This is a genomic window from Enterobacter sp. Ag1, from assembly GCA_000277545.1.
In the GTDB taxonomy this organism is placed as follows: domain Bacteria; phylum Pseudomonadota; class Gammaproteobacteria; order Enterobacterales; family Enterobacteriaceae; genus Cedecea.
This window is the reverse complement of the sequence record AKXM01000004.1, coordinates 285,259-302,597: the sequence shown is the minus strand read 5'-3', so window position 1 is coordinate 302,597 and position 17,339 is coordinate 285,259. Positions and strand designations below refer to the sequence as shown.

15 protein-coding genes are annotated in these 17,339 nt (G+C 57.7%); 6 read left to right on the top strand and 9 right to left on the bottom strand.

Translation table 11 applies throughout. From position 1 onward, the window contains the following. Positions 1 to 3 precede the first annotated feature (3 nt). The 6 genes from A936_RS02150 to A936_RS02125 are packed head-to-tail and all read right to left on the bottom strand — an operon-like array spanning position 4 to position 6,102. Positions 4 to 1,200 carry a CaiB/BaiF CoA transferase family protein gene (locus A936_RS02150; RefSeq protein WP_008454139.1) on the bottom strand — a complete coding sequence of 399 codons (1,197 nt, stop codon included), beginning with the start codon at positions 1,198 to 1,200 and terminating at the stop codon, positions 4 to 6. Beyond that, positions 1,193 to 2,752, bottom strand: a complete 1,560-nt coding sequence (locus A936_RS02145) for an HAL/PAL/TAL family ammonia-lyase (RefSeq protein WP_008454137.1) — start codon at positions 2,750 to 2,752, stop codon at positions 1,193 to 1,195. Before A936_RS02145 ends, A936_RS02150 begins: the two co-directional genes overlap by 8 nt. Before the next feature lie 9 nt (positions 2,753 to 2,761). Continuing rightward, complete coding sequence (locus tag A936_RS02140; RefSeq protein ID WP_008454135.1) at positions 2,762 to 3,646, bottom strand: ABC transporter substrate-binding protein; 885 nt, start codon at positions 3,644 to 3,646, stop codon at positions 2,762 to 2,764. 33 nt (positions 3,647 to 3,679) lie between these two features. Next, positions 3,680 to 4,360: an ABC transporter permease gene (locus A936_RS02135; protein ID WP_008454133.1), complete on the bottom strand. Its 681-nt coding sequence runs from the start codon at positions 4,358 to 4,360 to the stop codon at positions 3,680 to 3,682. A gap of 3 nt (positions 4,361 to 4,363) precedes the next feature. Further along, complete coding sequence (locus tag A936_RS02130) at positions 4,364 to 5,008, bottom strand: ABC transporter permease (RefSeq protein WP_008454132.1); 645 nt, start codon at positions 5,006 to 5,008, stop codon at positions 4,364 to 4,366. Beyond that, a complete protein-coding gene (locus tag A936_RS02125; RefSeq protein WP_008454130.1) occupies positions 5,005 to 6,102 on the bottom strand; it encodes an ABC transporter ATP-binding protein in 1,098 nt (365 codons plus the stop codon). Before A936_RS02125 ends, A936_RS02130 begins: the two co-directional genes overlap by 4 nt. Before the next feature lie 497 nt (positions 6,103 to 6,599). On the opposite strand from A936_RS02125, the gene hutU reads away from it, so the two are divergent. From hutU to gap, 5 genes are all read left to right on the top strand, one after another. Next, entirely contained in the window at positions 6,600 to 8,276 is a 1,677-nt protein-coding gene (gene hutU, locus A936_RS02120) for a urocanate hydratase (RefSeq protein WP_008454128.1), read from the top strand. A gap of 51 nt (positions 8,277 to 8,327) precedes the next feature. Beyond that, the gene (hutI, locus tag A936_RS02115; protein ID WP_008454125.1) at positions 8,328 to 9,536 is read left to right on the top strand and encodes an imidazolonepropionase; all 1,209 of its coding nucleotides are present in this window, start codon (positions 8,328 to 8,330) and stop codon (positions 9,534 to 9,536) included. Further along, a complete protein-coding gene (gene hutG, locus A936_RS02110; RefSeq protein ID WP_008454123.1) occupies positions 9,529 to 10,326 on the top strand; it encodes an N-formylglutamate deformylase in 798 nt (265 codons plus the stop codon). Before hutI ends, hutG begins: the two co-directional genes overlap by 8 nt. 40 nt (positions 10,327 to 10,366) lie before the next feature. Continuing rightward, positions 10,367 to 11,347, top strand: coding sequence for a GlxA family transcriptional regulator (locus A936_RS02105; RefSeq protein ID WP_008454121.1), 981 nt, complete (start codon positions 10,367 to 10,369; stop codon positions 11,345 to 11,347). A 78-nt stretch (positions 11,348 to 11,425) separates the two neighbouring features. Then, the gene (gap, locus tag A936_RS02100) at positions 11,426 to 12,436 is read left to right on the top strand and encodes a type I glyceraldehyde-3-phosphate dehydrogenase (protein ID WP_008454119.1); all 1,011 of its coding nucleotides are present in this window, start codon (positions 11,426 to 11,428) and stop codon (positions 12,434 to 12,436) included. Between the two features lie 86 nt (positions 12,437 to 12,522). On the opposite strand, the gene mqo is transcribed toward gap, so the two are convergent. Both mqo and A936_RS02090 read right to left on the bottom strand, forming a co-directional pair. Further along, positions 12,523 to 14,181 carry a malate dehydrogenase (quinone) gene (gene mqo, locus A936_RS02095; protein ID WP_085938874.1) on the bottom strand — a complete coding sequence of 553 codons (1,659 nt, stop codon included), beginning with the start codon at positions 14,179 to 14,181 and terminating at the stop codon, positions 12,523 to 12,525. A 301-nt stretch (positions 14,182 to 14,482) separates the two neighbouring features. Next, positions 14,483 to 15,043: an NADPH-dependent FMN reductase gene (locus A936_RS02090; protein ID WP_008454115.1), complete on the bottom strand. Its 561-nt coding sequence runs from the start codon at positions 15,041 to 15,043 to the stop codon at positions 14,483 to 14,485. A 97-nt stretch (positions 15,044 to 15,140) separates the two neighbouring features. Between A936_RS02090 and A936_RS02085 the strand changes: the two genes are divergently transcribed. Next, positions 15,141 to 15,911: a helix-turn-helix domain-containing protein gene (locus A936_RS02085; protein WP_008454114.1), complete on the top strand. Its 771-nt coding sequence runs from the start codon at positions 15,141 to 15,143 to the stop codon at positions 15,909 to 15,911. Here the strand turns inward: A936_RS02085 and A936_RS02080 are convergent. Continuing rightward, positions 15,875 to 17,296 carry an MFS transporter gene (locus A936_RS02080; RefSeq protein WP_008454112.1) on the bottom strand — a complete coding sequence of 474 codons (1,422 nt, stop codon included), beginning with the start codon at positions 17,294 to 17,296 and terminating at the stop codon, positions 15,875 to 15,877. The genes A936_RS02085 and A936_RS02080 overlap by 37 nt on opposite strands. Between the last annotated feature and the right edge of the window lie 43 nt (positions 17,297 to 17,339).

Sequence of the window (17,339 nt, the reverse complement as noted above, 5' to 3'; positions counted from 1 at the left end):
CGGTTAAATGACGCCCTGCGCCTTGAGCTGCGCCAGCGTTGCCTCGTCGATAGCCAGTAATTCTCGCAGCACGCTGGCCGTATGCTCACCCAGCCCAGGCGGCACCAGCGCGGGCTCGGCCTGCATGGCGCTCATTTTCACCGGCTGCGGAACAATAGAGATGGTGCCTGCCGTCGGGTGCGTCACCTGCTTAACGAGTTCACGTTCCTTCGCATAGTCGCTGGTCAGAATCTGGTCGAGACGCAGCACGGCAGAAGCCGGGACGCCCGCATGGTCCAGAATGGCCTGAGCATCGTTCACCGTTTTATCCACCAGCCAGCGCTCAATTTCTTCCCGCAGTGGCCGCTGGTTCGCCAGGCGTAGCGGATCGGTGAGATACAGCGGATCGCTTGTCAGTTCGGGCTTATTCATCGCCGAGCAAAGCTGGCGGAAAAGTTTATCGTTGGCGACGGCAATGACAATGTGGCCATCCTGCGCCGGATAGCTGTCCATCGGGGCGCTAATCGGGTGCGCGTTGCCCAGCCGCCCGGCGGAAGGCTGCCCGCCGATCCACTGGGTCAGGGAAACCATTTGCATCGTCACCATCGTGTCGAGCATCGACACATCAAGATGCTGCCCTTTGCCGCTGATCCCGCGCTGCAGCAAAGCCGCGAGCACCGCCCAACTGCCGTACAACCCGGCCACAACATCCCCAATGGCATCGCCGACGCGTGTTGGCTCTCCTTCCGCCCAGCCGGTGACCTGCATAATGCCGCCGTAGGCCTGCACGATATGGTCGTAGGCAGCTTTGTGTGCCATCGCCCCGTGCTGCCCAAACCCGGAAATGCTGGCGTAAACCAGCCGCGGGTTGATTTCCTGCAGCGTCGCGTAGTCGATGCCGAGGCGTTTGGTTACGCCCGGACGGAAGTTCTCCACCAGCACATCGGCCTGCGCCACCAGTTGCTTAAGAATGGCTAACCCCTCCGGTGCCTTTAAATCCAGAGTGACGCTTTTCTTGCCGTGGTTAAGCTGCATGAAGTAGCTGCTTTCCCCGCCGATGTGCGGGGTGAAGCTACGGGAGTCATCCCCGCTGCCCGGCATCTCAATCTTGATGACTTCCGCCCCGAGATCGTTCAGCAGCGAGGCGCACCACGGGCCGGCCAGCACACGGGATAAATCAAGCACTCTGACGCCTTTCAGCGGTTGCAAAGCTTCACTCATGTTCGGACTCCTCAACCAGGGCGAGCAGCCGTTGGCTCAGCTCACCCTCAGCAATCAAATCGCGCACGGCGTGCATATCCGGGTAAAGCGCCGTGTCTGTCTCACGGAATGGCACACGGGCGCGCACCATGCTCAGCGTTAACTCCGCGCCAACCGAGGCGCGAAGCGGGCGGTGAAACTCCAGCGCCTGGCTGGCGCACAGCAGCTCGATGGCAACGATATCCACCGCGTTGCTCACCGCCAGCATGGCTTTTCGCGCCGAAGAAACGCCCATGCTGATATGGTCTTCCTGCCCGGCACAGGTGGTGACGGTATGCACGCTCGACGGCGCGGCCAGGCTGCGGTTATCCCCCGCCAGCGCGGCGGCCACGTAAGGCGGGATCATCATCCCGGAGTTCGCGCCGCTTCTGCCCACCAGGAACGCAGGCAGGCCGCTCAGGTGCACGTTGGTAATACGATCCGATCGCGCCTGGGACGCCGTGCTGACCTGGGCAATGGCAACGGCCAGAGAATCCAGCGCCAGCGCCAGCGGCGCACCGTGCCCGTTGCCACCGGGCAGAATAACCAGCGCATCTTCTTCGATAAGGAAGACCGGGTTATCGGTCACCGAATTGAGTTCGATAGTCACAATCTGACGGCAATGGGCGAGCTGGTCGCGCACCGCGCCGTGAATTTGCGGAATGCAGCGCAGGCTGAGCGCATCCTGCACCCGATGGTCGCGGTAGCGGGCAAAGATCTCGCTGCCGCTCAGTAACCGGCGAAGAATCGCGGCGGTTTTCTGCTGCCCATCGTGCGGACGCAGGGCGTGCAGACGGGCATCATAGCCACGAGTATTGCCCTTCAGCGCCTCAAGGCACATACCGCCGGCCATGTCCGCCACCGGCAGCAGCCGCTCAAAATCATGCACGGCAAGGCACGCCAGGCCGGTGATTTCGTAGGTGCCGCTGATCAGCGCATGGCCTTCGCGCGGGCCAGGCACTCGGGGAGCAATCCCCGCTTTTGCCAAAGCTTCGGCGGACGGCAGAAGCTCGCCCTGATACCAGCACTGCCCCTCGCCAAACAGAGACAGTCCGATATGCGCCGTCGCAATTAAATAGCCTACCGAGCCGCTGGCCGGTGACCATGGCGTCACCTGCCGGTTAAGCATTTCGGCCATGCGTGTCGCCAGCTCGGCGCTGACGCCGCTATACCCCTGCAGCAGCGACTTCAGCATTACCGCCATCATGGCGCGCACTTCACGCACGGACAAATCTGGCCCCATCCCGCAGGCGTGGCTGCGCAGCATATTGAGCTGCACGCTGGCGATTTGGTCGGCGGAAAGGCGCTCCGTCACCAGGTCGCCTACCCCGGTGGTCAGGCCGTAGATCACCTGCCCCTCATCTATTGCCCGTCGAATATAGCCGCTGACGTGGTTCATATTCGCCAGGGCTTCGGGGGCCAGTTTGACCGGCGCCCCGTCGGCAATGCGTACCAGCTCGTCAATGGTGGTTTGCGCCCTGCCTAAGGTGACGGTTTCATGGGAACGTGCGGTGGAGCCAGTTTGTCTTGTCATCGTTCGCCCTTACTTGCTCAGACCATGTTTAACCAGCCACTGATGCGCCACGTCATCAATGCTGGCAAATTCCGCAAGCTGCCCGTTCATGGCGATCAGATCCGCGGTGGTTAACTGAGCCGAGACTTTATTCAGCGTGCCCTCAATCGTCGGATTCAGCGTAGTAGTGGCCACAATCGGGACGATATTTTGCGCCGCAAACAGGTTTTTCGGATCGGCCAGCGCCACCAGATGGTCTTTCTGAATTTCAGGCGTGGTGGAGGTTAAATCCGCCGCCTGAATTTGGTTGTTCTTCAGCGCGGTCAGCGTCAGCGGGCCAGCCACGTCCAGCACTTTGAAGCTCTTGAAGTTCAGGCCATACACTTCTTTCAGCCCCGGCACGCCTTCGTGACGCGTTTTCCATTCGGCCGGGCCGCCCAGAATCAGCTCCGCCGCATGAGGCTTCAGGTCTTCAATGGTTTTGAGGTTGTATTTATCCGCCGTTTTTTTGGTGACGGCGATAACGTCGCTGTTTTGCGCCACGGAGGTATTCAGCATTTTCACTTTGGCCGGCAGCTTCGCCGCCAGCGCGGTCGCCACTTCGTCAGAACTGTGCGCCGTGTTCTTGGCATCCAGGTAGCTCAGCAGTGCGCCACTGTACTCCGGGATAACATTAATGGAGCCGTCCAGCAGGGCCGGAATGTAAACTTCGCGGCTGCCGATGTTGAGCTTCTTCTCCACCGGGATGTTCTGTGCTTCCAGCGCCCCGGCGTAAATCGTCGCCAGCAGCTGGTTTTCCGGGAAGTCAGCCGAGCCAATAATTACCTTCTGCCCCGCATCTGCCGCCCACGCGGAGGAAACAACGGACAGCATCGCGGCACTCAACAGCGTCAAACAACGTTTCTTCATATTCATCGCTTTCACCTTGTGTAATTAACGGGCTCAACATCACTGGGTTTTGATACGTCGGGAAATGCCGTGGGACACCACGTACTTCACCGAAAGGGAAAAGAACACATCTACGAGCAGCGCCAGAATGGCAACGAGCACCGCGCCAGCGGTCATCTGGGCAAAATCGTTCGCCGCACGGCCATCGATAATCAACCGCCCCAGGCCGCCAAGGGAGACGTAGGCCGCGATGGTAGCAGTAGAGATAATCTGCAGCGTGGCGCTGCGAATGCCGGACAGAATCAACGGCGTGGCGCAGGGTAACTCCACCTGAGTCAGCACCTGGAACGGCGTCAGGCCGATGCCTTTGGCGGCGTCGTGCACGCTGGGGTCAACGGAGCGAATCCCCGCATGCACGCCCAGCGCTATCGGCGGCAGGGCTAATACCACCAGCACGATGATGCACGGCAGAATAAAGGCCATGTCGGACTCGAAGTAGCCCGCCATCAGAATAACCAGCAGGATAATCAGGCCAAACGACGGCAGGGAGCGCAGCGCGTTGGTGGTGCCAATCAGCAGCGCCTCCCCTTTGCCGGTATGGCCGGTGTAACAGCCCACAGGAAACGCAATGGCTATCGCTATCGCCAGTGCCACCGCGCTGTAGCCGATATGCTGCGCCAGCAGTGGAATAATACCGTCATCGCCATACCAGTGGCTGAGCGTAAAGAACCAGTCAGACATACTTTATCCCCTTGTTGGCTGCCAGCGGCTTAATGAGCGGGTGACGGCCACAACCACGCAGTCGAGCACGAAAGCCAGCACGATACACAGCACGATGCCGGCAATAATCGGCGTCAGAAACTGCAGCTGAAACCCCTGGGTAAACAGCGACCCAAGCTGCGGGGCACCGATCAGCGCAGCGACGGAAACGATGCTGACGTTAGACACCACGGCAACCCGCATCCCGGAGCCAATCACCGGCACCGCCAGCGGCAAATCAACCTGGAAAAACTGGTGCACCGGTTTGTAGCCGAGGGCAAAGGCGGACTGCCGGGTGTCGGTGGGTACTGAATCCAGCCCGTCGCACACGGTTCTGACCAGCAGCGCAAAGCTATAAATTGTCAGCGCCACCACCACGTTGATCGGGTCGAGGATCTGCGTGCCGAGCAGCGGCGGCAGCAGCACAAACAGCGCCAGTGACGGGATGGTGTACAGCAGCCCGAACAGGTTAAGAATGACGCCCTTCACGCGCGGCATACTGCTCACCAGCCAGCCAGCCGGAATGGCCAGCAGCAGGCCAATCAGGATCGGCGTCACCGAAAGGTAGAGATGCCACAGCAGCAAATGGAAAATTTTGTCGCTCTGCGCCCACAGCCAGTCAAATCTCATACCGCCTCCCGCGCCATCGACTTGCAGGCATCCAGGACGTGATCCAGCCCCAGCGTCCCCAGCACTTCTGCCCGCTCGCCAATCACCACCGCCCGGTGGCACGGCGAGCTGAGCGCAGAGTCAAGCATCTGGCGCAGCGTGCCGGTTTGCGGGAAGAAGGTGGCGCCCAGATTAATGTGCTCCGGCACCACGGCCTCAACCTGCTGATGCGTATCAAACCAGCCGCAGGCTTTGCCTTCGCGGGTGACCAGCAGCCAGCGCTGCACCGCAATGTTGCGAGCCATATCAATAGGCGTGCCCACTTCGGCGGTCGGCTCCGTTTGCATTGAGGTAAGCGGCCCGGAATTGTAGAAACTCAGCTTGCGATAGCCGCGGTCGCGGCCAATAAAGTCGGCGACAAAATCACTCTGCGGGGCGTTAAGCAGTTCACCCGGGGATGCCATCTGCCCCAGCTTGCCGCCGGGCTTCAGGACCGCGACCAGATCGCCCAGCTTCATCGCCTCGTCAATATCGTGCGTCACCATAATGATGGTTTTACTCACTTCCTTTTGAATGCGGAGAAACTCCTCCTGCAACTGGTCACGCACCACCGGGTCCACGGCGCTAAAGGGTTCATCCATCAGCATGAACTCCGGGTCAGCGGCCAACGCTCGGGCAACCCCGACACGCTGCTGCTGGCCACCGGAAAGCTGCCACGGATAGCGTTTGGCCAGCTGCGGGGCCAGGCCGACGACTTCCAGCAGTTCCCCCGCTCGCGCACGGGCTTTGGCCTTAGGCATGCCGTTGAGGATCGCGGTGGTAGCAATGTTGTCGATGATGTTTCGATGCGGGAACAGGCCCGCATTCTGGATAACGTAGCCAATGCGGCGGCGCAGCTGCACCACATCCATGGCGGAGGTGGATTCGCCGTTAAGCAGAATGTCGCCGGAAGACGGCTCGATCAGCCGATTAATCATGCGCAGTGACGTTGTTTTCCCACAACCTGAAGGGCCTACCAGCACGGTGATCTTGCCGCCGGGTGCGGTGAGATTCAGTCCATCCACCACGACCGTGCCGTCGTCATAAAACTTGGTCACATTGTTGAAAGTAATCATCGCTACGCCTCATGGTCATCTGGCTGCCGAAGAAATGAACGGCTGCGTAAAAAAGCTATGTATAGCATTGTATGTACAATCTGCAAAGCCTGTGCCATAACAAATACGCAACATTAAAAATGATCAAATTTATTGTTTAAAAACAAATAAATAATGAATTTATTAAATTTTAAGTGTGATCAATCCGTGATTTTTATCAGGATTAAACGGTGCCTTCCGGGCGATTTGCCAGCTATCTGAACTGCTATTTTTGCCCCAAAAAGGATCAATCTCTTTGTAAAGAGCGCCAAAATAGTGCGGAAGAGGTCGAAAAAGAAACGATATATGATGTAACTACTTATCCGTTATTATTTAATGTGTTGATTTAAAAGAATAATAAAATGTTTTTTCGTGCCTGGCATCAAATGTGCTAATCATGTATATACAAGCAAACGAAAAGATGACATGGTATTTTTCGTGAGCACTTTCCCCGTTATCTTCAAAACAAGGTGAACCCCATGAAGAGTGAGTTTTCTCGTTATCGTGATGTTGAAATCAGGGCGCCACGCGGCACGAAGCTGAATGCCAAAAGCTGGCTGACGGAAGCTCCGCTGCGCATGCTGATGAATAACCTCGATCCCGATGTGGCTGAAAACCCGAAAGAACTGGTGGTTTACGGCGGCATTGGCCGGGCGGCGAGAAACTGGGAGTGCTACGACAAAATGGTCGAAGCGCTCAAAGCCCTGAATGATGATGAAACCCTGCTGGTGCAGTCCGGCAAGCCGGTTGGCGTCTTTAAAACCCACGCCAACGCCCCTCGCGTGCTGATTGCCAACTCTAACCTGGTGCCGCACTGGGCTAACTGGGAACACTTCAATGAGCTGGACGCCAAAGGTCTGGCGATGTACGGCCAGATGACCGCCGGGTCGTGGATCTACATCGGCAGCCAGGGCATTGTGCAGGGCACCTATGAAACTTTCGTGGAAGCTGGCCGCCAGCACTACAACGGCTCGCTAACCGGGCGCTGGGTGCTCACCGCGGGTCTCGGCGGCATGGGCGGCGCGCAGCCGCTGGCCGCTACCCTTGCCGGTGCCTGTTCACTGAACATTGAATGCCAGCAGTCGCGCATCGACTTCCGCCTGCGCACCGGGTATGTCGACGAACAGGCTAAAGATCTGGACGACGCCCTCAACCGCCTCAAACGCTACACCGGCGAAGGGAAAGCTGTTTCTATTGCCCTGCACGGTAATGCGGCAGAAATTCTGCCTGAACTGGTGAAGCGCGGCGTGCGCCCGGACATGGTTACCGATCAGACCAGCGCCCACGACCCGCTCAACGGCTACCTGCCCGTTGGCTGGAGCTGGGAAGAGTATCGCGAGCGCGCAGCCGTTGAGCCTGCGGTGGTCACTCAGGCAGCGAAAGCGTCCATGGCGGAGCACGTGAAAGCGATGCTCGCCTTCCAGCAGCAGGGCATCCCTACCTTTGATTACGGCAACAACATCCGCCAGATGGCCAAAGAGATGGGCGTCAGCAACGCCTTTGATTTCCCGGGCTTTGTGCCGGCCTATATTCGCCCGCTGTTCTGCCGTGGGATCGGGCCTTTCCGCTGGGCCGCACTCTCCGGCAACCCGGAAGATATTTACCGCACCGATGCCAAAGTCAAAGAGCTGATCCCGGACGACAAGCACCTGCACCGCTGGCTTGACATGGCCAAAGAGCGCATTAGCTTCCAGGGCCTGCCGGCGCGTATCTGCTGGGTCGGCCTCGGCCAGCGCGCAAAACTGGGCCTGGCGTTTAACGAAATGGTCAGAAGCGGCGAGCTGTCCGCCCCTATCGTCATTGGCCGCGATCACCTTGATTCCGGCTCGGTGGCAAGCCCCAACCGCGAAACCGAATCGATGCAGGATGGCTCCGATGCCGTGTCCGACTGGCCACTGCTGAACGCCCTGCTGAACACGGCCAGCGGCGCGACCTGGGTTTCCCTGCACCACGGCGGCGGCGTCGGCATGGGCTTCTCACAGCACTCCGGCATGGTTATCGTCTGCGACGGTACCGACGAAGCGGCGGAGCGTATTGCTCGCGTGTTGAACAACGACCCGGCCACCGGCGTGATGCGCCACGCGGATGCGGGCTATGATATTGCTATTGAGTGCGCCAGAGAACACGGCCTGAACCTGCCAATGCTGGCGAAGTAGTTCCCCTGGGGCGCGGCTTTCGTCGTGCCCCGTCCTGATGAGAGAGATCTTATGCGGATTTTATGGCGTAACTGCCGCATCACCACCATGGTCAGCGGCAAGTACAATATTATCGAAGACGCGGCGCTGCTGACCGAAGGTGAGAAAATTGCCTGGGTTGGCCCCGAAAGCCAGCGTCCCAACCAGCCCCACGACGAAGAACGCGACCTTCAGGGTAAATTCGTCACCCCCGGCCTTATCGACTGCCACACCCACAGCGTGTTCGGCGGCAACCGCAGCCAGGAATTTGAGATGCGCCTGAACGGGGCCACCTACGCGGATATTGCCGCAGCCGGCGGCGGGATAGCCAGCACGGTGAAGGCCACGCGTCAGGCCAGCGAAGCCGAGCTGCTGGCAAGCGCCAGTCGCCGTATCAATGCGCTGCGTAAAGACGGCGTGACGACTCTGGAAGTGAAATCGGGCTACGGCCTCAGCTTTGACGACGAGCGCAAAATGCTGCGCGTTGCCCGCCAGCTGGCACAAAGTCTGCCGCTGACGATTTACAGTACCTGCCTGGCTGCACACGCCCTGCCCCCGGAATACAAAGACCGCAGCGACGATTTTATCACTGACGTTTGCGAACGTTGGTTACCGGAATTGCATCGCGAAGGGCTGGTTGACGCCGTCGATGCCTTCTGTGAACACCTGGCCTTTTCCGTGCCGCAGGTTGAGCGCGTCTTTGTGAAAGCCCATGAGCTGGGCCTGCCGGTTAAGCTTCATGCCGAACAGCTTTCGCTGCTGCATGGCGCGGGGCTCGCCGCCCGCCACAATGCGCTTTCCGCCGACCATCTGGAATATCTCTGCGAGGACGATATTGCGCTGATGGCAAAACACGGTACGACCGCCGTGCTGCTGCCCGGCGCATTTTACTTCCTGCGCGAAACGCAGAAGCCGCCGGTGGCGCTGCTGCGTAAACATCATGTGCCAATAGCCATTTCCAGCGATCTGAACCCGGGCACCTCCCCGGTGCAATCCCTGCGTCTGATGATGAATATGGCCTGCACGCTGTTTGGCCTGACGCCGGAAGAAGCGCTTGCTGGCGTGACGCTGAATGCGGCGCGCGCACTCGGGATCGGTGAGAAAACGGGCACTCTTGAAGCCGGGAAAGAAGCCAGCTTTGTTGCCTGGGAAATAGATCATCCCGCCGAGCTGAGCTACTGGCTGGGCGGCACGCTCTCCAAACAGGTTATCTATCAAGGTAAAGAGGTGTGGAATGATTAAGGGCTTTGAGCTTCATCAGGGCAAGCTGCCGCTGCTGATCAGCATGCCGCATCCCGGTACACAGTTAACGCCGGAAGTGGCAAACGGGCTGACGGCGCGTGCCAAAAAACTGGAAGATACCGACTGGCATATTCCCAAACTTTATCAGCCTATACGCGAGATGGGTGCCAGCATACTCAGCGCCAACTACTCCCGCTACGTGGTGGATTTGAACCGCCCGTCGGACGATAAGCCGCTGTACACCACCGCCACTACCGGGCTTTACCCGGACATTTTTTTCGACGGTGAACCGCTGTTCGAGGCGGGAAAATGCCCCGATGTGCAGGCCAGAGCAGATATCCTGACCAACATCTGGCAGCCCTATCATCAGGCGCTGGCCCAGGAACTGGCAAGGCTGAAAGAAACCTTTGGCTATGCGCTGCTGTGGGATGCGCATTCCATCAAATCCGTGGTACCTCGCCTGTTCGAAGGCCGCCTGCCGGATCTTAACTTCGGCACCGCAGACGGCACCAGCTGCGATCCGGTACTCAGCGCTGAACTGTTAAAAACCAGCGAGCACTTCAACGGCTACAGCAAAGTGCTGAACGGGCGCTTCAAGGGCGGGTACATCACGCGCCATTACGGTGCGCCACAGCAAAATATCCATGCGGTACAGCTGGAAGTGGCGCAGTGTTGCTACATGGATGAAGAGAGTTTTGCCTGGTCTGACGAGAAAGGAACCCAATTCCAGCAGGTGCTAGCCCGACTGATTGAAACCGCCCTGGCCTGGGGGCAGCGGCATTACGGCTAGCCCACTTGACTTAATTTGTTAAAAGCGTACTTTTCAGGACATGAAAACGATCCTGATAATTGTTCCTGACGGCGGCATGCTGTTCGAAGCCGCCGGTATCGCCGATATTCTGATGCAGGCTAACCGCCTGCATGCGGACGCCTTGACCGAGCCTCGCTACCGCATCAGTATCGCCACCACTCAACCTCATCACGTCGTACACGGCATGTCCGGCCTGAACCTGCTGGCTGACCACAGGCTGGCCGACCTCGACCCCAATGAGCCCCGCGACACCATCATGATCACCGGCAAAGGCCAGAGCGAACCTGAAGGCAGTGCGGTGGTCGACTGGTTATGCCGCGCCGCGCCAAATACTCAGCGCATTGCCTCCGTGTGCGGCGGTGCGATGCTGCTGGCCCGCGCCGGGCTGCTGGATGGCCGCCGGGCAACCACCCACTGGCGAATGCTGGAAGAGATGCAGGCCAGGTGGCCGCAAATCAAAGTGGAAGGCGGCCCTCTGTATATTCAGGACGGCCCGGTGTGGACCTCCGGCGGCGTGAGTTCCGGCTTTGACCTTACGCTCGCGTTAGTTGAGGCGGATTACGGCTTTACCCTCGCGCGGGATGTGGCCCAGGATCTGGTGATGTACCTCCATCGCCCCGGCGGTCAGCTACAGTTTAGCCGCTATCATCTGCGCCAGGCGGCCAATACCGGGCCGATAAGTCAGCTCCAGGACTGGCTGCTGGATAACCTGGCGGAGGATTTATCGGTGGAAAAACTGGCGGAACGGGTCGCCATGAGTCCGCGTAATTTTACCCGCGTCTTTACCCGTGAAACCGGCGTCACGCCCGCCCGCTATGTGGAAGAAGCCCGGCTGGCCGCCGCCCGCCATCATCTTGAGCAGTCGAACGACACCCTGGAGCGGGTCGCCTGCGCCTCGGGCTTTGGCACCGCCATTAACCTGCGCCGCGTCTTTGAGCGCCAGCTTCACCTCACTCCGGGGGAATACCGCGAGCGCTTCCACTGCCGGAAGTTGGCATGAATTGATCCTTTTTTGTCATTTACGCCATTTCACTCTGCGCCTACTCTGACCTCAGACATTCAAGAGAAGGAGTGAATCATGGTTAAGGTCGGGATTAATGGTTTTGGCCGAATCGGACGTAACGTGCTGCGCGCTGCCCTGGGTAACCCCAATATTGAGATCGTGGCCATCAACGATCTGACGGACAGCAAAACCCTTGCGCACCTGTTAAAACACGACTCGCTGATGGGTAAACTGCCTGCGCCAGTGGAAGCCTCCGAAGGGCTGCTCCACGTTGATGGCAAGCCGGTTCGCGTTTTTAGCGAAAGAGATCCGGCGCAGATCCCATGGCATGAGGTTGGCGTAGATGTCGTTATCGAGGCCACCGGCTTCTTCACCAGCCGCGAAAAAGCTGAAGTTCACATCACCCACGGCGGCGCAAAACGCGTGATCATTTCTGCCCCAGGCAAAGACGACGATCTGACTATCGTGCTGGGCGTGAACCACGAAAGTTACGATCCGCAGAAACACTTTGTGGTCAGCAACGGCAGCTGTACCACCAACGGCCTGGCCCCTGCCGCGCAGGTACTGCATCAGGCATTCGGCATTGAACACGGCCTGATGAACACGACTCACGCCTACACCAACAGCCAGGCGCTGCACGACCAGCCAGAAAAAGACCTGCGTGGTGCACGTGCGGCAGCGCTATCGATTGTGCCATATTCCAGCGGCGCGGCTAAAGCCCTCGGCAGGGTTATCCCCGAGCTTGACGGTCGCCTGACAGGCTACTCTTTGCGCGTGCCTGTACCAGTGGTGTCTATCGTTGATTTAACCGTGACGCTCAAACGCGATGTCACGGCGGAAGAAGTGAATGCCGCGTTCCGCAAAGCCGCTGAATCTGGCCCGCTGAAAGACATTCTGGGCTACAGCGATGAGCCGCTGGTTTCCAGCGACTATCAGGGCGACCCGCGATCTTCGATTATTGACGGGCTTTCGACCCTGGTGATTGGCGGTAACCTGGTGAAAATCCTGGCCTGGTACGACAACGAATGGGGCTTCTCTAACCGCCTGGTTGACCTTGCCCTGCTGATGGATAAACGCGGGCTGTAACGGCACCTGAAAGAGAAAAGCCAGCCTTGCGGCTGGCTTTTTTTATCATTGCCTCTGTCGTAACAGCGGCTGGCTGAGGCGTTAACTTACAGCGCCATGTCGTGCTGGGTAGCCGCGTCCGCTTTCGCTTCGGCTGGTTTTGCTACCGGGGTTGCGCTCTGGTCGTTCATTTGAATGACCGGCGGTTTGGTCAGCTGCAGCGTGGCCGCGGTGTCATCCCACACTTTCTGCGTCAACGCCGCGTTGCCGTTCATCTCCTGGCCGTAGCTTGGCACAACAGCGCGGACCTTACTCTGCCACTCAGGCGAGTTGAACTGCTGCGGGAACATCTGCTTCAGCACGTTCAGCGTGATAGGTGCCGCGGTAGACGCGCCTGGGGATGCGCCCAGCAGAGCAGAAATGGTTTTCTGCTGGTCAACAACCACTTCGGTACCGAGCTTCAGGACGCCGCCTTTGTTTTCATCTTTTTTGATGATCTGCACGCGTTGGCCAGCCTGAATCAGTTTCCAGTCTTCTTTACGCGCCTGCGGGTAGTACTCTTTCAGCGCTTCAAAGCGATCTTCATCACTCAGCATCACCTGACCAATCAGGTATTTCACCAGGTCAAAGTTATCCAGACCTACGTCGGTCATCGGCATAAAGTTGCTGGTGGTGGTGGTGCTCAGCAGATCAAAGAAAGAGCCGTTTTTCAGGAATTTGGTAGAGAAGGTCGCGAACGGCCCGAACAGCACCACGCGCTTGCCGTCGATAAAGCGGGCATCAATGTGCGGCACGGACATCGGCGGTGCACCCACGGAGGCCTGACCATACACTTTTTCAAGATGCTGGCTGGTTACCGCCGGGTTTTCGGTCATCAGGAAGGAGCCACCCACCGGGAAACCGGCGTAGTTTTTCGATTCCGGAATACCGGTTTCCTGCAGCAGTTTCAGTGCACCGCCGCCAGCCCCGATAAAGACATATTTCGCGTCGATGGCGTGCTCTTTGCCGCTGGTGACGTCTTTGATAGTGACGTGCCAGGAATTATCGCCGTTGCGTTTGAAGTCGGTGACTTCAGAAGAGGTCTGCAGGGAGAAATTCGGGCTTTTTTTCAGGCTGCCGATCAGCTGGCGGGTAATTTCACCGTAGTTAACGTCGGTCCCTACTGGCGTCCAGGTCGCCGCCACTTTTTGATTTGGGTCGCGCCCTTCCATCACCAGCGGAGCCCACTGTTTAATTTGCTCGTGGTTGGTGGAGAATTTCATCCCCTGGAACAGCGTGGTTTTCTGCAACGCGGCATAGCGCTTGGTCAGATACTCAACGTTTTTATCGCCCCAGACAAAACTCATGTGCGGTGTGGAATTAATAAACGAATGCGGGTCGTTCAAAATACCGCGCTGAATTTGTGCGGACCAGAACTGGCGGGAAATCATAAACTGTTCGTTAATTTCCAGCGCTTTGCTGACATCAATAGAACCGTCCGGGCGCTCCGGCGTATAGTTCAGTTCCATATTTGCCGAGTGCCCGGTACCGGCGTTATTCCAGCCGTTAGAGGACTCAAGCGCCACGCCGTCAAGCTTCTCAACCATGACCTGTTTCCAGTCCGGCTGCAGCTCCTGGAGCCACGTCCCGAGAGAGGCGCTCATAATACCGCCGCCAATCAGCAGGAAGTCAGTTTTTTGCGTGGAATCCGCGTTAGCGTAGCTAGCAGAGCTGACGAATAACGCCAGTGTTGTCAGAGAAATAATTGTCTTTTTCATTGCAGGCATAATAATTCTATTGCATCGCAGGTGAATGAAGTAAATCTATGTTAACCCACTTTCACGATATTTTAAAATCTCATTCACATCCTGATTAAACCATACAATTAATGCCAATGATTTTTTTAATTAAAAAAACCAAATAAAATCAAATATTATAAAAATAACACCGCCGAATAATACATCCTGTATTCCGGGTATTATTAGCGGTAATTCGCTTAGTTATCGGGATGTTATTGGCAAAAAAAATCCACACACATGTATGGATTTTATCCTTATTTTGTTGCCATATAAGGCGATAAATCCGTCGTTAACGGTTTGTGCTATTCTGCTCTACCGCCTTAATAAAGACGGCAAGCTGGGTACGAATAGACGCCGCCGTGGCGGAATCAACTAAACGCCCGTTCTCTAATTTCTGATTCGCGAAGCTGATCGCCAGCTCCGGCAGCGGCACCATATTACACAGCATTGAGGCCAGCGTTTCCCGCAGCTGGTATTGCGCCCTGACGCCGCCAAGCGCGCCGGTCGACTGCGAAACGAAAAAGACATATTTTCCCAGCATACAGCTGGCTCTGACCGGCCGAGACAGCCAGTCGAGCGCATTCTTGAGTACGCCGGGCATGCCGTGATTGTATTCCGGTACCGTAATGATCACCGCATCGGCCTCAGCCACTAACCGGCGGGCGCTTACCACCGGCTCCGGTAATTCCCCCTTTTCCAGATCCTGGCAGTAATGTTCCATGGCGCCAATATCAAGCACGCTAAAATGACTCTGCTCAGGCAACATTTCACCAAAGCTGTTGAGCAATGCACGGGAAGCGGAATCTACCCGCAAACTACCGGCGATACCTACGAAGCGTAATGTTTTCATCTTTTTCTCCTCTAATTTTCTCGATGCAGGCATTATCAGAAAAAGAATGAGATAATTCTTTCGCTAATCCGCCAAAACACTTCGCAGGAGTGCCAACATGCCAGATGCCCTATCCGTGGCTATCGCTGCTTCCGACATGGCCCATCACCGGGGTGACGATGTGACGTTTCACCGCCATATACACGGCCAGTTAAGCGTGACGCTGGAAGGCACTCTTCGTCTGCAAAACGAAACAGGTTGGTGGCTGGCTACGCCTGGTAACGGTATTTGGGTGCCGCCGGGCCTGCTACACCGGGCGCTTTACACCGAGCGTACGCGGCTGATCAATTTGCGTTTCAGGCAAGGATTTGAGCTGCAATTGCCGGAAAATAGCTCGCTTATCGTCGCCTCTAACCTGCTGACGGAACTGGCCAAAGAAGCCTTAGCGATTCAACACCACGTCGATTCTGGCGCGCAACTTGAGCTCATTGCACAACTGCTGCACTTCCAGTTGCGCAAGCAAGTTTTGAAAACCGATCTGTTTGTGCCTGAGGGTAAAGATAAGCGGCTGAGGCTAATCACCAGCCTGCTGCGGGAAGATCCGGCCTGCAATAAAACGCTGGTGCAGCTGGCCGCCGTTGCCTTCATCAGCCCCAGAACATTAGGCCGCCTCTTCGAAAGCGAAGTCGGGATGAGTTTTACCCGCTGGCGGGAAAGAATGCGGATTATCAGTTCGGTGGAGAAATTGGTTAACGGCGAGCCGATAACTCAGGTGGCCTATGATATGGGCTATCAAAGCGCCAGCAGCTTTACCACTGCCTTTACCCGAATTATCGGCCAGCCGCCGGGGCGTTATCTTAAAGAGACTTTCACCCCGGACAAAAGCTGACGGCGGGTGACGGCGGCAACCGCCAGCGCCAGCATCATCACGATTTCAGCCGCCAGGAAACCGATCATCGCCACGGAGTAATCCCCGCTTTGGTGCTGCAGATGCAGGAACAATGCTCCGAGGACCGCCGGGCCAAGCCCCAGCGCCGACTGCTGCAGGGTGCTTAATATGGCGCTTGCCGCCCCGGCATCGTTCAGGTCGATATCGCGCATCCCGATGCGGTAGAAACTGTTCACAATCAGCGCCTGGCCGTAGCCCACCACCAGCGTCGCCGGGGCAATAGCCAGCGGGCCTGCGTGGGTGCCAAAGTGCCAGAGCGTAAATATCAGCCCCAACAGGCCAACCACCTGGATAGCAATCCCACTCAGCAGAATCGTGCTTAGCGAGTGGCGCACGATAAGCCTCGGCGCAAACCACGCTGAGACAAAATACGAAATGCCCATGGCAATAAAGCTGTTCCCGGACTGCCACGGCGCCATTCCCATGCCCGACTGGAGCGTCAGCGCCATGCAGAACATGAAGCCCGACCAACAGGTAAAGAACAACAGCGCGATCAGCAGGCCAAACCTTATGCTGCCCAGCTTAAGCAGTCTTGGTGGCAACAGCGGCTGTAGCCCCCGCTGCTGTTGGTTAAGCGCGCCAACGCGCATCAGATAACCGAGCGGCAATGTCGCCACCAGCATCAGCTGCATCGGCCATGGCCAGTGCAGCTCGGGGCCAAGCGCCATCGGGAACAGCAGGCAACACAGCACCAGCGCGAGCGTGACGGTGCCCTGCCAGTCAATACGCGAGTGGCTTTCGCTGCGCGTTTCAGGAATATAAAACCGACTCAGCACCAGCACCAACAGGCAGATGGGTACGTTAATAAAGAATGCGTTTCGCCAGCCCAGCCCGGCAATATCCGCCGACACCAGCCAGCCGCCGCCCATCTGGCCGATAATAAAAGCGATCCCACCAATACCGCCGTACAGACTGATGGCGCGGGCGTGAGCGGTACCCTTGAGCGTCACGTGCAGCGTGGCAAGGATCTGCGGCACGATCAGCGCCGCCCCGACGCCTTGCAGGGTCCGGGCCGCCAGCAGCTCAGTGACCGAGCCGGAGATCCCGCACAGGAAAGAAGCAATACCGAACAGGGCCACGCCCCAGAGCAACGTTCTGCGTCGGCCGTGGTTATCCCCCAGCTTGCTGCCCACCGCCAGGCTGACGGCAAAGGCAACGCCGTAAAGTGCCACAATAAGTTCAAGCTGGGTTGGCGTGGTGCCGAGGGACTGGGTGATCGAGTCCAGCGCCACGTTGGTGATAGAAGTGTCGATTAACGGCAACATCTGGCCCGTCAACAGCAGCACCAGGCCTGCACGACCGGGTGAAACAGGCGAATTATTCATCAGGGACTCCATTGCATAGTTCAGGATACCGACGTAGGATCCC